This window comes from Variovorax sp. CCNWLW235 (genome assembly GCF_037204085.1).
In the GTDB taxonomy this organism is placed as follows: domain Bacteria; phylum Pseudomonadota; class Gammaproteobacteria; order Burkholderiales; family Burkholderiaceae_C; genus Variovorax.
In genome coordinates this window covers 1-13249 of the sequence record NZ_JBBCBW010000016.1, presented here as the reverse complement: position 1 = coordinate 13249, position 13249 = coordinate 1, and the positions used below count along the sequence as shown (strand labels likewise).

Here is a 13249-nt window from a genome sequence, read left to right as displayed (position 1 = left end):
TCGCCTTGCTGTCAAAATCCGCCCATGTTCAGGGTGGTCCCAGTCTTTGCGCCGGCATGGTTGCCGGCTTTGCTTTTTTGCGGCGTCCTGCTTTTGCAGGGGTGCAGCCTGCTGCCCAAGAAAGACGCGACCAAGGACGCCCCCTCCCCCGTGCTGGTGCGCAACGGCGACACCGCGGCTACAGCCGCTGATGAAGGCACCAAGGAAGGCGAGAAGCGCGGCCGGCGCGATGCCTTCACCGTGGATGTTCGCGGGCCCGCCGCGGTGCGCGAATACCTCTCGCTGCACCTGGACATCCAGCGCTACCGCACGCTCGACGACCTGGGCGCCACCGAGATCTCGCGGCTCATGGTGGCGGCGGAAGCCAATGCCCGCGAACTGCTCGGCACGCTGGGCTACTTCACGCCCACGCTGACACTGGAACTCAACGAAACGCCGGCCAGCACCAAGGCCCCGCGCGAAATCGTCATTACCGTGGAGCCCGGCGAGCTCACCCGCGTGAGCACGGTGCAGATCGGCTACGGTGGCCAGATTGCCAGCGACCCCACCGCCGAGGCGCAGCGCGATTCGATCCGCACCGCCTGGGCGCTGCGGGCCGGCCAGCCCTTCACGCAGCAGGGCTGGGACAACGCCAAGAACACCGCGTTGCGCAGCCTCACCGCCAAGCGCTTTCCCACCGGCAGCATCGAGATGAGCCGCGCCGAGGTCGATGCCGACCGGCAGGAGGTGCGGCTCAGCGTCACCTACCAATCGGGGCCAGCCTACCGCTTCGGCCCACTCGTGCTGCGCGGCGTCGAGCGCTACGACGCCGACGGCGCGCGGCGCATCGCGCAGCTCCCCACCGGCACCGACTACGACCAGCAGAAGCTGCTCGATGCCCAGCAGCGCCTGGCCAGCAGCGGTTATTACGACTCGGTGTTCCTCACGCTCGACACGGAAAGCGGCACGCCGCTGGCCGCCCCCGTAATCGCGCAGCTGCGCGAAGCCCCCATGCAGAAGGTGGTGCTGGGCGCCGGCTTCACCACCGACAACGGCCCGCGGCTGTCGATCGACCACATTCACAACCGCTTGCCGCTGCTCGGCTGGCGCGCCGTGTCGCGCCTGTCGGTCGACCGGGACATCAAGTCGCTGGGCACGGAGTGGAACGGCATTCCCGACGACACCGGCTGGCGCTGGTTTGCAGGCGCCGAACTCAAGAGCGAAACCTCCGGCAGCTATGTGGTCGACAGCGGCCGCGTGCGCAGCGGGCGCAACAAGTCGAGCGGCCACATCGACCGCAGCTACTTCCTGCAGTACGACTACGCGCAGAACCGCGGCACCAACGCGCCGCCCTCCGCCTCCGCCGTGACGGCCAACTGGGGCTGGACCGGCCGCTACTTCGACGACAACGCCGCGCCCACGCGCGGCTACGGCCTGGCACTCGAGCTTGCCGCGGGCTACACGCTGACGGGCGAACAAGTGCCTTTCACGCGCACCTATGCGCGCTGGCTGGGCGTGCTGCCGCTGGGCTTTGGAAACGGACAGGACCCTGCCACGCTCGCGCGCCGCAGCCGGCTCCAGCTGCGCGCCGAAGCCGGCGCTGTGTCGGCCAAGGAAAGCGCGCAGATCCCCTCCACGCTGATGTTCCTGACCGGCGGCGACACCACGGTGCGCGGCTACAGCTACCGCCAGATCGGCACCGTGCGCAGCGACGGCCAGATCGTGGCGGGCCGCTACCTGGGCGTGATGAGCCTCGAATGGCAGCGGCCCTTCGTCTACAACGACAAGCTCACCGAGTGGGAAAGCACCGTCTTCGTCGATGCGGGTGCGGTGGCCGACAAGCCCGGAGAGCTCAAGCCCAAGGTTGGCGTGGGCGTGGGTGCGCGCTGGCGCAGCCCGGTGGGGCCGGTGCAGGCAGACCTTGCCTATGGCGTGGACACGAAGAAGTTCCGCCTTCACTTCCGCCTGGGCTTCACCTTTTGACCCAGCACGCACGAATGCAGACAGACGCCGAACCCCAGCCCGACAAGGCAGCGCCGCGCGCAAAGCGCTCGCGCACGCGGCGGGTGCTGCGCGCGCTGGGCTGGACTGCCGCGGGCCTGCTCGCGCTGGTGCTCGTACTCGGCGCGGGCACGTGGTGGTGGCTGGGCTCCAACCAGTCGCTGGCGTTCGCGCTTGCCAAGGCCGCGCGTTACCTGCCCGCCGGCCAGACGCTCGAAAGCCGCAACGTCACGGGCTCGCTGCGCACGGGCGGGCGCATCGGCTGGCTGCGCTGGCAAAGCGAGAAGCTGGCGGTCGAGGTGCACGAGGCGGACATCGGCTGGCAACTCGCGCCGCTGTTCAAGCGCAAGCTGCAGTTGGGCGAAGTGCATGCTGCGCGGCTCCTCATCGAAAAGCGCGGCCCGCCGAGCGACACGCCCACCGAGCCGCTCGAGCAGCTTGCGCTGCCCATCGAGGTCGACGTGCCGTTTCGCATCGACCAGCTGCAGTGGAGCAGCCCGCCCGCGCTCCAGGCCAACCAGCTCGCAGGCAGCTACCGCTACACCGGCGCCGAGCATCAGCTAGAGGTCAAGGGCGTCGACATCGCCGAAGGCCACTACAGCGCGCGCGTGAAGCTGCAGGGGCTCGCGCCCATGGCGCTGGACGCCACGCTGAACGGCCGCGTGAAGGCACCGCTGGCCGAAGGACGCAGCATCAACGTGCTGGCCGAAGCCGCCATCAAGGGCACCCTTGCCGGCACCGATGCGCGACTGCAGGTCGCCGCCGAGCTGAAGCCGGCCGAGCCCGCCGCGGAAGACCCGATGGAAGCGAAGCTGCAGGCCAACATCGCGCCCTGGCTGCCGCAGCCCGTCATCGACGCCAAGGCCGACCTGCGCAACGTGGATGCGGCCGCCCTGTGGCCCGGCGCGCCGCGCACACGCCTGACCGGCACGGTCGAGCTGCAGCCCGACGCAGCCGCCGGCGCATCGGCCTGGCAAGCCTCGGCCAGCATCCGCAATGCGGTGCCGGGGCCCTGGGACAAGGGCGCGCTGCCGCTCGAGCAGGTGGAGGCGCGCGTCGGCTTCGACGGCACCAACTGGACGATTCCCGAAGCCGTGGTGCGCGCGGGCGGCGGCCGCATTCAAGCAGAGGGCCGCTGGAGCCCTGCGCCTGCGCCATGGCAAGTGCGCGCCACGGTTCGCGGTGTGCGCGCAGGCCTGCTGCACAGCGAGCTGTCGGGCGCGCCCATCAGCGGCACGGCTACCGCGCAGCAGCGCGAAGACACCATCGGCTTCGACCTGGCACTGCGGGCTGAAGGCGGCGCCGGCAGCAAGGCGATGCCCGGCTTCGGCCTGGACCGCGCGCTTGCGCAGGGCCAATGGAAGAACCAGGTGCTCGACCTGCGCACGCTGCGCCTGGAGGCCGAAGGCGCCAGCATCGCAGGCAAGCTGCAGGTGCGCGTGGCCGAGCAGGCCGCGAGCGGCAAGCTCGACCTGACGCTTCCGGGCGGCGGTGCGCAGCTCGAAGGCCGCATCGCACCGTCGCAGGGCGGCGGCGACATCAAGTCACGCATCGACGATGCCGACGCGGTGCAGCGCTGGATCGAAGGCCTGCCCGAAATGGCGAACGTGTTCGCCGGCAAGACGGCCAAGGGCTCCGCGCAGCTGAACGCCAGCTGGCAGGGCGGCTGGCAGACCATTCAGCGACGGCTCGAGAACCCCGGTGCGCCGGCCCAGCGCGGCGCTGCGGAACCGAGCATCAAGGCCACGCTCGGCGTGCCGCGCTTCGATCTGCGCATGCCGGCGGCCAACGCAAACGCAAACGCAAACGCAAACGCAAATGCTAATGCCAATGCCAATGCCAATGCCAATGCCAATGCCAATGCCAATGCCAATGCCAATGCCAATGCCAATGCGGCAGCCACCACGGTTCAATTGAACGACGTGCGCGCCACCCTCGACGGCAGCCTGGCGCAGGCCACGCTCGCGCTGCAGGGCGAGGCCACCACCGGCACGCAAAAACTCACGCTCGACGCCCGCGCGAGCGGCGGCCTGGCGGGCCCCAACCATTGGCGCGCGGCCCTTGCCAGCCTGCGGCTGCAGGCCCAGGACAGCGCGCGGGTCAATACCGCGGGCACCGCCGCCGCACCGTGGACCGTGGAACTCGGCCGCGAAGTCACCGCCACCATCAGGACGAGCGGGAGCGGCAACACCAGCCGGCTCGACCTGGAAGCCTCCGCGGCCGACGCCACGCTGCGCGGGCCGGCGCCCGGCACCGTTCGCATCGAATGGCAGCCGCTGCGTTTCACCCGGAGCGGCGCGGCGCCCAACCAGGCTTTTCGCGTGCAGTCGAAGGGCAAGCTGCAGGGCCTGCCGATGGCCTGGGCCGAGGCTTTCGGCGCCAGCACCACCTTCAATGAACTGGGCGTGAGCGGCGACCTGATGTTCGACGGCGACTGGGACATCGATGCCGGCGACACGCTGCGCGCGCACGCGCGGCTTGCGCGCCAGAGCGGCGACATCCGCGTGCAGGCCGGCGAAGCGGCCTTGGTCACGCGCATCACGAGCCGCGGCACCGGCACGGCGAGCGAGCGCACGATGAACTCTGCCACCGCCGGCGCGGAGGCACCCAGCACGCCCGCCGGCCTGCGCCAGGCCGAGTTGCGGCTCGATGCGCAAGGCCAGGCCGTGCGCGCCACCCTGGCGTGGGACAGCGAGCGCGCCGGAAAGATCAATGCCGAGCTGAACACGCGCATGCAGCAGCGCGCGGACGGCTGGCAATGGGCACCCGATGCACCGCTGGCCGGCAACGTGAAGGCCACGCTGCCCAACCTGGGCGTGTGGTCAATGCTCGCGCCGCCCGGCTGGCGCGTGGCCGGCACACTGGACGCGGACGCCGTTCTGGCGGGCAACCGCGCGGCACCGCGCTGGAACGGCACGCTCGGCGCCGACAAGCTCGCGCTGCGCGCGCCGGTCGAAGGGCTGGACCTGCGCGACGGCCGCCTGCGCGCCACGCTCACGGGCGAGCGCATCGAACTCACCGAGTTCACGCTCAAGGGCGGCGCCGGCAGCACCGCGCGCATTGCAGGCCAGAGCGGCAACCGCAGCACGGCGGCCAGCGAAGCCGGCACCGATGGCGGCTCGCTCACCGCGCGCGGCGACATCGGCTGGGGGGCGGCGGGCACATCGGGTGGTGCATCGGGCGCGTCAGGCACGGGCATCCGCATGGCGATGCAGGCCGACCTGCGCGCGCTGCGCGTGCTGGTGCGCACCGACCGGCAAGTCACGCTCTCGGGCAACCTGCAGGCGCGGCTCGACAACGGCCAGTTCAACGTGCGCGGCAAGCTCAAGACCGACCGCGCCGTGATCATCCTGCCCGACGAGACCGCACCCAGCCTGGGCTCCGACGTGGTCGTGCGTTCCGCCGCCAAGGACCGCGAGGCGGCCGAACAGGCCCAGCGCGATGCCGCGCGCAATGAGGCGCAGGCTGCCAAGCCGCAGACCGCGAAGCCGCCCGACATCGTGGTGAACTTCGACCTGGGCGACGACTTCGCGGTGCAGGGCCGCGGCATCACGACGCGGCTCGAAGGCGACCTCGAGATTCGAAGCAACCGGCTCAATGCGCCACCGCGCATCACCGGCGAGGTAAGAACCGTCAAGGGCCAGTACCGCGCCTACGGGCAGCAGCTCGACGTGGAAACAGGCCTCGCACGCTTCAACGGCCCGTTCGACAATCCGTCGCTCGACATCCTGGCCATCCGGCCCAACATCTCGCAGCGTGCCGGCGTGCAGATCACGGGCACCGCGCAGTCACCGCGCGTCAAGCTCTATTCCGAGCCCGCCCTGTCCGATGCGGAAACCCTTTCGTGGGTGGTGCTGGGCCGTGCATCAGCCACCAGCGGCGGCGAATCGGCGTTGCTGCAGCAGGCGGCGCTCGCGCTCATCGGCCATGTCAGCAAGAGCGGCAGCGGCGGCAGCCTGGCGAGCCGCTTCGGCCTGGACGAACTCGGCTTCAAGGGGCCGGGCAACGGCGGCGACCTGCGCGAGTCGGCGGTGACGCTCGGCAAGCGGCTCTCGAAGGATTTCTACCTCACCTACGAGCGCAGCGTGGGCGGCACCTTCGGCACCCTTTTCATCTTCTACGACCTGACGCAGCGGCTCACCTTGCGCGGGCAGGCCGGCCAGACGAGCGGACTCGACCTGATCTACACGCTGAAGTACGACTGAGGTCCGGGTCTGCCGCCTTGACCGCGGCAATCGCCAGGGATAAGAATCATCTGCGCCCTCCAATACAAGGAACGACGATGCACGATGATGGAGACAAGGGCGAGTGTTCCCGGCTGGACCGTCAGAAGTACGACCCCCCTGGGTACTCGCGAACCACGTTCTTGCGCAACGCACTCCGCTGCGTGATTGCCGCCATTGCGGCGGGCGCCGCGGTGGCGTCCATTCCCTACTGGGGCGGCGATGACTTTCCGCTGATGGGCCTGATCGTCTACGTGGCCGGCATGGTGTTCATCGCAATGCCGCTGTGCCTTTACTACGAGTCGCTGCTCCAGTCGCACGAAGAGCGCGTGGCGCATGCTAGGCACACGCTGACGCCCACCTAGTCTGCATTGGCAGGTTTGGTCTTCACCACCTGCCTGAGGCCCGCCAGCGCGGGATCGACGATGGCCGCCTCCGCACCTACCGCATACACCGCATAGGCGGGGTAAAGAAACTCCGGCGTGTTGGGCACGCGACGCAGCCGGCCCGATTCGAGATGGCTGCGCACCACGTCGTGCCTGAAGTAGCCCGTGCCGCCAGCGGCCAGCAAATACTCGCGGCCGAGCGGCCCCAGCCCCGCCATCACCGCCGCATTCGAGAGCTCCGGAAACGCGAGGCCGTGCTGCGCCGCGAACTCCGGGCCCCAGTCCACGTACACATAGTCCGCGGGCTTGGGCACGCGCGGGCGTTGCGCAGTGGTGACCATGACGAGCTTTTCTTCGATGAGCAGCTCCACGCGCAGGCCGGGCCGCTGCTGCGGTGCATAGGCAATGGCAATGTCGAGCACGCCGGCCGCCACCTTGTCGAGCAGGTCGTGCGGAAAGCCGACTTCCGTGCGAATGGCCAGCTGCGGCGCGGCGGTGCGCATCCACAGCAGCCACTGCAGCAGCAGCGGGTCCCACAGGCTGATCTCGCAGCCGATGGCGAGCACCGCGCGGCTGCCGCTGGGCACCGCGACCTGGTGGCGCGCACGCTCCCACACCTGCACCAGCGTGGTGGCATGCGGCAAGAACTGCTCGCCTGCCGCGGTGAGCACCGCGCCGGCCTTGTTGCGCACGAAGAGCGGACGGCCCAGCAATTCTTCGAGCGTGCGCACGCGCGCGCTCACCGAGGTCTGCGTCACGTGCAGCCGCTCGGCGGCTCGCTGGAAGCTGCGCGTGTCCACGATCGCGAGAAAGGTCCGGGCCAGGTTGATGTCCATCTCGGCGCCTCCAGTTTCAATGCATTATTTTTGCATTCAAATGGCAATTAATATCGTTTTACTTGATGCGAACGCAGCCGGAAGATCGGGGCATCCAAAAAGCAACCAAGGAGCTTCCGAATGCCGACTCTTCGCCAACCGTTCCATGCCGCTTCTTCCGAGAGCTTTGTCGATGCGTTCAAGGCGCTTGTCGACGAAGCGCTGATGCTCGCCGAGGCCCTGCTGAGCCCGAACAAGATCATCAGCGAGGTGGAGCAGATGCGTTCGCTGCAGGTTGCTGCGGACAACATCGAAGCCACCGATCCGGCGCAAGCCGAGGTGCTGCGCTCGCGCGCCTCGCGCATCGGCCTGCGCTGAGCCACTGGCGCCCGCGCGGCGTCAAGACTGCGGCGCGCCCTGCGAGGCCGACTCGAACGGCACGATCTGCGAAATGAGCGTCGGGCCGTCGGCGAGCAGAAAGTCCTTGAAGGCTTGCGCCACCGGCGGCAGGCGCTTGGCGCGCCGATGCACCACGTACCAGTTCAGCATCAGCGGAAAGCCCTGCACGTCGAGCACGCGCAGGCTGCCCGCGCGGGTTTCCTGGCTGATGGTGTGGGCCGAGACAAAGCTCACGCCCATGCCCGCGATCACCGCCTGCTTGATGGTTTCGGTGCTGCGTATTTCCATGGCAACGTTGATGCCGCTCAGGTCGCCGCCAAAGCCCTCTTCCATTGAATGCCAGGTGTCCGAGGCCTTCTCGCGCACCACAAAGGGCTCGCGCATCAGCCGGTCCAGCGGGATTCTTGGTACGCCCACCAGCGGATGGTTGGGCGCCGCAACAATCACGTAGGGATGCGGCGCGAACGGCTGGTTGACGGTGTCCAGGTCGGTCGGGGGCCTCACCATGATCGCCAGGTCGGTCAGGTTCTCCGCAATGTGGGTCATGAGCCCTTCGCGGTTGTGCACCGTGAAGTTGAGCGTCACGCCGCGGTGCCGGCTCGCAAACTCCACCAGCAGGCGCGGAAAGAAATAGTCGCCTGCGCTGATCACGCCCACGTTGAGCTTGCCACCCGAGACGCCGTTGAACTGCAGCATTGCGTTCTCTGCCGCCTCGAACTGCTGGATGATGGCGCGGCTGATCTGCAGCAGCTCGGTGCCCGCGGGGGTGAGATAGATCTTCTTGCCGAACTGCTCGAACAGCGCGTTTCCCGCATGCTCTTCGAGCTTTCGCACCTGCGTGGAAACGGCCGGTTGCGTGAGGTGCAGTTCTTCCGCGGCGCGCGAAAAGCTCAGCAGGCGCGCCACCGCTTCGAAGACCTTCAACTGGCGCAGGGTCGCGTGCTTCATTCAAAAAAGAACGTCGGACGAAACGCCTACGGTATTCGCGCGACGTGCAGCAGGTTCGTCGTTCCCGAAAGTCCGAACGGAAGGCCGGCCACTACCACCACGTCGCTGCCCGTGCTTGCAAACCCTTCGGCGCACGCCACGCGGCAGGCGCACTCGATCATCTCGGCCACGTCGTGCACGTCGTCGACCAGCACCGCATGCGTGCCCCACACCATGGCCATGCGCCGGGCAGTGGCAATGTCTGGCGTCAGGCCAAGAATGGGAACGGCGGGCCGCTCGCGCGCGGCACGCAGGCTGGTAAAGCCTGACGATGTGTAGGTGACGGTGGCGGCAGGCGCCAGCAGCGCGGCCACCTGGCGCATCGACGCGCACACCGCATCGGCCGTGGTCGAGAGCGATGCCTCGTGCGTGGCGTCGATGCCGATGCGGTAGGACGCATCGGCTTCCACGCGCGAGATGATGCGGTCCATCATGGCCACGGCCTCGAGCGGGTATTTGCCGGAGGCGGATTCGGCGGAGAGCATCACCGCGTCCACACCGTCGTAGACCGCGGTTGCAACGTCGGACACCTCGGCGCGCGTGGGCACCGGCGCGGCAATCATCGACTCGAGCATTTGCGTGGCCACCACCACGGGCTTGCCGCGCTTGCGGCAGGCACGCACGATGAGGCGCTGCAGCTCGGGCACGCGCTCGGGCGGCAGCTCCACGCCCAGGTCGCCGCGCGCCACCATCACGCCGTCGCACAGGTCCACGATGGCGTCGAGGTGGTCGATGGCCGCGGGCTTCTCGAGCTTGGCCATGATCCATGCGCGGTTGCCGATAATGGCGCGCGCCTCTTCGATGTCTTCGGGGCGTTGCACGAACGAAAGCGCCACCCAGTCCACGCCCATTGCCAGGCCGCAGGCCAGGTCGTCCAGGTCCTTGGGCGTGAGCGGCGAAATCGGCAGCACCACGCTCGGCACGTTCACTCCCTTGCGGTCCGAGATCGGCCCGCCGACGAGCACCGTGGTCTCGGCAAAGTCGGCGCCGTAGCTGTCCACGCGCAGCCGCAGCTTGCCGTCGTCGAGCAGCAGCTCGGTGCCGACCTGCAGCGCCGCAAAAATCTCGGGGTGCAGCAGCGGCGCGCGTCCTGCGTGGCCGCTGGTCTTGTCCATGTCGAGCCGGAAGCGCGCGCCCGCGTCGAGCTGCGCGCGTCCGCCTTCGAACGTGCCCAGCCGCAGCTTCGGCCCTTGCAGGTCGAGCAGCACGCCGATGGGCCGGCCGAACTCTTTCTCGAGCCGGCGGATGGTGTCGAGCCGCCGCGCATGGTCGTGCTGCGTGCCGTGGCTGAAGTTGAGCCGAAACACATCCACCCCGCGTTCGAACAAGGCACGAATGGCCGGCTCGTCGGTGGTGGCAGGGCCCAGCGTGGCCACGATCTTCGCGCTGCGTGTACGTCGCATCTTCCGTTCCATTTCATTGACTACAGCGCACACATGCTGCGCAAAATCGCCCAGCCCGAGTGGTGCTAGCCGGCCATCTCTTGAAGGCAAACCCGGCCGCGCTGCTCTTCCATCGTACGCGCCAGCAGCTTGACGAGCGCATACACGGTGTCGATGTGCGGCGTGGGGGTTTCGGTAAGCCGGGCCAGCTCGACCACGGCGCCCACCAGCGCATCGATCTCGGGCGCGCGCCCTGCCTCGACGTCCTGCAGCATCGATGTCTTGTGCTTGCCCACCTTCTCGGCACCGGCAATGCGCTTGTCGAGCGTCACGCGAAACTCGATGCCAAGCTTGTGGGCCACGGCCTGCGCCTCCTGCATCATTGCAGCCGCCAGCTCGCGCGACGGCGGGTACTGGCAGATGTCGACCAGCGTGGAGTGCGAGAGGCTGCTGATCGGATTGAAGGTCAGGTTGCCCCAGAGCTTGAGCCAGATTTCAGAGCGGATGTTGTCGAGCACCGGCGCCTTGAAACCGGCCGCGGTGAGGCAGGCCGAAACGCGGCTGACGCGCTCGCTCGAAGAGCCGTCGAGCTCGCCGACGGGAAAGCGGTCGCCCTCGATGTGCTTCACCACGCCCGGCGCGATGAGCTCCGACGCGGGATACACCACGCAGCCGATGACGCGCTCGGCCGGAATCTTTGCGGCCACCATGCCTGAGGGGTCGACACTGCGCACCGGGGTGCCTGCCAATGCCCCGCCATGGTTGTGGAAGTACCAGAAGGGAATGCCGTTCTGCATGGTGACCACGACGGTCTCGGGCCCGAAGAGCTTGGGCACATCGTTCGCCACGGCCTCGACCTGGTGCGCCTTCATCGCCAGGATGACGATGTCCTGCGGACCCGCCTGGTCGTAGCGGTCGGCCGCCTTTGCATTGAGCGCCACCTGCTCGGTGCCATCGGCCCCGATGAGCTTGAAGCCGTTGGTGGCAATGGCGTCGAGATTCTTTCCGCGCACGATGAACGTCACGTCCTCGCCGGCCAGGGCGAGCTTTGCGCCCACCAGGCCGCCGATGGCGCCCGCTCCGATGACTGCTATCTTCATGTCGATCCCCAAGTTGTTGATTCTTTGCGCGCGGGCAGGCTTCAGCCGAAACGGTTGCCGAGCCTGCCGATGCCGCCGATCTCTACCTCGACAAGGCTGCCGGGCTTCATCGAACCGACGCCGATGGAAGTGCCGCACAGGATCACGTCGCCGGGGTACAGCGTCATGTCGAGGGAGATCAGGCTCACGAGTTGCTGGACCGAAAAGCGCATGTCGCTGATCGGGTAGTTCTGGCGCACCTCGCCGTTGAGCAGCGTGGTCACGGTCAGCGTTGCGGGGTCGAGGCCGGTGGCGACCACCGGGCCCATCGGGCAGAAGGTGTCGAAGCCCTTGGCGCGCACCCACTGCGCGAAGGAAGCATCGCGGTTCAGTATGTCGGCCACCGTCACGTCGTTAGCGCAGGTGTAGCCGAACACATGGCCGAGCGCTTCGGCCTCTGGCACGGCGGTGCAGGTCTTGCCGATGACGATGCCGAGCTCGCCCTCGAACACGACCTTGCCGTCGCACAAGGGCTTGCGAATGTCCGCGCCAGGCGAGAGATAGGAGTTGGGCGATTTCAGCAGGTAGAGCGGTTCGGCCGGCACCGGCAGTTGCAGCTTTTCGCCGAGCGCGTGAAAGTTGTTCCACAGCGCGATGACCTTGGTGGGCTCGGTGGGCGTGAGAAGCCGCACGCCGGAAAGCACGAACACGCGGCCGGTGGGCTCGGGGCGCTCGAACATGTTGCCGCGGTGCTCGTGAACGGTGTCGCCTTCGAGCGTGCCGAAGCCGGTTTCACCGCCGTGCTCGAAACGGACCCATCGCTGCTGTTGTTGCTGTGCTTGCTGCTGCATGTCGTGCCTTCCTTGGTTTCTGTTGGAATGGGTTTTTCAGGACTCAGTCGAAAGGCAGGTAGTCGGGGACCACGAGCGACGCGAGCAGCTTGCCCATCTCGGCGGGGTTGTCGGTCACGTGAATGCCGCACTCCTTCATGACCGCGAGCTTTTCCTGCGCGGTTCCCTTGCCACCGGAGACGATGGCGCCCGCATGGCCCATGCGCTTGCCGGGCGGTGCGCTGGCACCGGCAATGAAGCCGACCACGGGCTTCTGCATGTGGTCCTTGATCCAGCGCGCGCAGATCTCTTCGTCGTTGCCGCCGATTTCGCCGACCATGATCACCGCGTCGGTGCGGGGATCGTCGTTGAACATCTTGAGCACATCGATGTGCCGCAGCCCACCAACCGGGTCGCCGCCGATGCCGACCACGGTCGACTGCCCGATGCCGAAGCTTGCAAGCTGGCTCGCGGCCTCGTAGGTAAGCGTGCCCGAGCGGGACACGACACCGATGCGGCCCTTCTGGTGAATGTGGCCGGGCATGATCCCGATCTTGATTTCGTCGGGCGTGATGAGGCCGGGACAATTGGGGCCGAGCAGCAAGGTCTTGCTACCCTCCATGCGGTGCCGCGTGCGGATCATGTCGCGCACCGGAATGCCTTCGGTAATGCACACGACAAGCTCGAGCCCGGCATCGACAGCCTCGTCGATGGCAGCGGCGGCGAAGGGCGGCGGCACGTAGATGACGGAAACGGTGGCGCCGGTTTCGGCCTTGGCTTCTTTCACGGTGCCGAACACGGGAATGCCGTCGAAGGTCTTGCCTGCCTTGTTGGGGTTCACGCCGGCGACAAAGCATTTCTGGCCGTTGCCGTAGTCGCGGCACATGGCGGTGTGGAACTGTCCTGTCTTTCCGGTGATGCCCTGGGTGATCACGCGGGTGTGCTTGTTGATCAGGATCGACATGTCTCAGCTCTCCGTCTCTTGTTCTTGGCGCAGCTGTTCTTGGCGCAGCTGTTCTTGGCGCAGCTGTTCTTGGCGCAGCTGTTCTTGGCGCTGCTGGTCAGGGCGCTGCTGGTCAGGGCGCTGCTGGTCAGGGCGCGTGCAAAGGCCACCGGGTACTCCCCTCCGCGAATGTCCCCCGCCTTCGGCTCCTCCTTTATTTCGCTG

10 protein-coding genes are annotated in these 13249 nt (G+C 67.7%); 4 read left to right on the top strand and 6 right to left on the bottom strand.

Annotation, left to right across the window (positions count from 1 at the left end; all coding sequences use genetic code 11):
* Positions 1–24 precede the first annotated feature (24 nt).
* The 3 genes from V9L21_RS17635 (at position 25) to V9L21_RS17625 (ending at position 6568) form a co-directional block, all read left to right on the top strand.
* Positions 25–1962: an autotransporter assembly complex protein TamA gene (locus V9L21_RS17635; protein ID WP_337314038.1), complete on the top strand. Its 1938-nt coding sequence runs from the start codon at positions 25–27 to the stop codon at positions 1960–1962.
* A gap of 14 nt (positions 1963–1976) precedes the next feature.
* Positions 1977–6185 (top strand): translocation/assembly module TamB domain-containing protein, encoded by a 4209-nt coding sequence (locus tag V9L21_RS17630; protein WP_337314036.1) that lies wholly within the window; start codon positions 1977–1979, stop codon positions 6183–6185.
* Between the two features lie 77 nt (positions 6186–6262).
* Positions 6263–6568 carry a hypothetical protein gene (locus V9L21_RS17625; RefSeq protein ID WP_157615898.1) on the top strand — a complete coding sequence of 102 codons (306 nt, stop codon included), beginning with the start codon at positions 6263–6265 and terminating at the stop codon, positions 6566–6568.
* On the opposite strand, the gene V9L21_RS17620 is transcribed toward V9L21_RS17625, so the two are convergent.
* Positions 6565–7425, bottom strand: coding sequence for a LysR family transcriptional regulator (locus V9L21_RS17620; protein WP_337314034.1), 861 nt, complete (start codon positions 7423–7425; stop codon positions 6565–6567). The genes V9L21_RS17625 and V9L21_RS17620 overlap by 4 nt on opposite strands.
* 120 nt (positions 7426–7545) lie before the next feature.
* Here V9L21_RS17620 and V9L21_RS17615 point away from each other — a divergent pair, with 120 nt between their 5' ends.
* Positions 7546–7782 (top strand): hypothetical protein, encoded by a 237-nt coding sequence (locus tag V9L21_RS17615; protein ID WP_337314032.1) that lies wholly within the window; start codon positions 7546–7548, stop codon positions 7780–7782.
* A gap of 21 nt (positions 7783–7803) precedes the next feature.
* Here V9L21_RS17615 and V9L21_RS17610 read toward each other — a convergent pair whose 3' ends face one another.
* From V9L21_RS17610 to sucD, 5 genes are all read right to left on the bottom strand, one after another.
* Positions 7804–8751 (bottom strand): LysR family transcriptional regulator, encoded by a 948-nt coding sequence (locus tag V9L21_RS17610; protein WP_337314030.1) that lies wholly within the window; start codon positions 8749–8751, stop codon positions 7804–7806.
* 26 nt (positions 8752–8777) lie between these two features.
* The gene (pyk, locus tag V9L21_RS17605; protein ID WP_337314029.1) at positions 8778–10193 is read right to left on the bottom strand and encodes a pyruvate kinase; all 1416 of its coding nucleotides are present in this window, start codon (positions 10191–10193) and stop codon (positions 8778–8780) included.
* 65 nt (positions 10194–10258) lie between these two features.
* Positions 10259–11272, bottom strand: a complete 1014-nt coding sequence (locus V9L21_RS17600) for a 2-dehydropantoate 2-reductase (RefSeq protein WP_337314027.1) — start codon at positions 11270–11272, stop codon at positions 10259–10261.
* 41 nt (positions 11273–11313) lie between these two features.
* Positions 11314–12102 carry a fumarylacetoacetate hydrolase family protein gene (locus tag V9L21_RS17595; protein ID WP_337314025.1) on the bottom strand — a complete coding sequence of 263 codons (789 nt, stop codon included), beginning with the start codon at positions 12100–12102 and terminating at the stop codon, positions 11314–11316.
* Between the two features lie 43 nt (positions 12103–12145).
* Positions 12146–13045, bottom strand: a complete 900-nt coding sequence (sucD, locus tag V9L21_RS17590) for a succinate--CoA ligase subunit alpha (protein ID WP_337314023.1) — start codon at positions 13043–13045, stop codon at positions 12146–12148.
* Positions 13046–13249 lie beyond the last annotated feature (204 nt).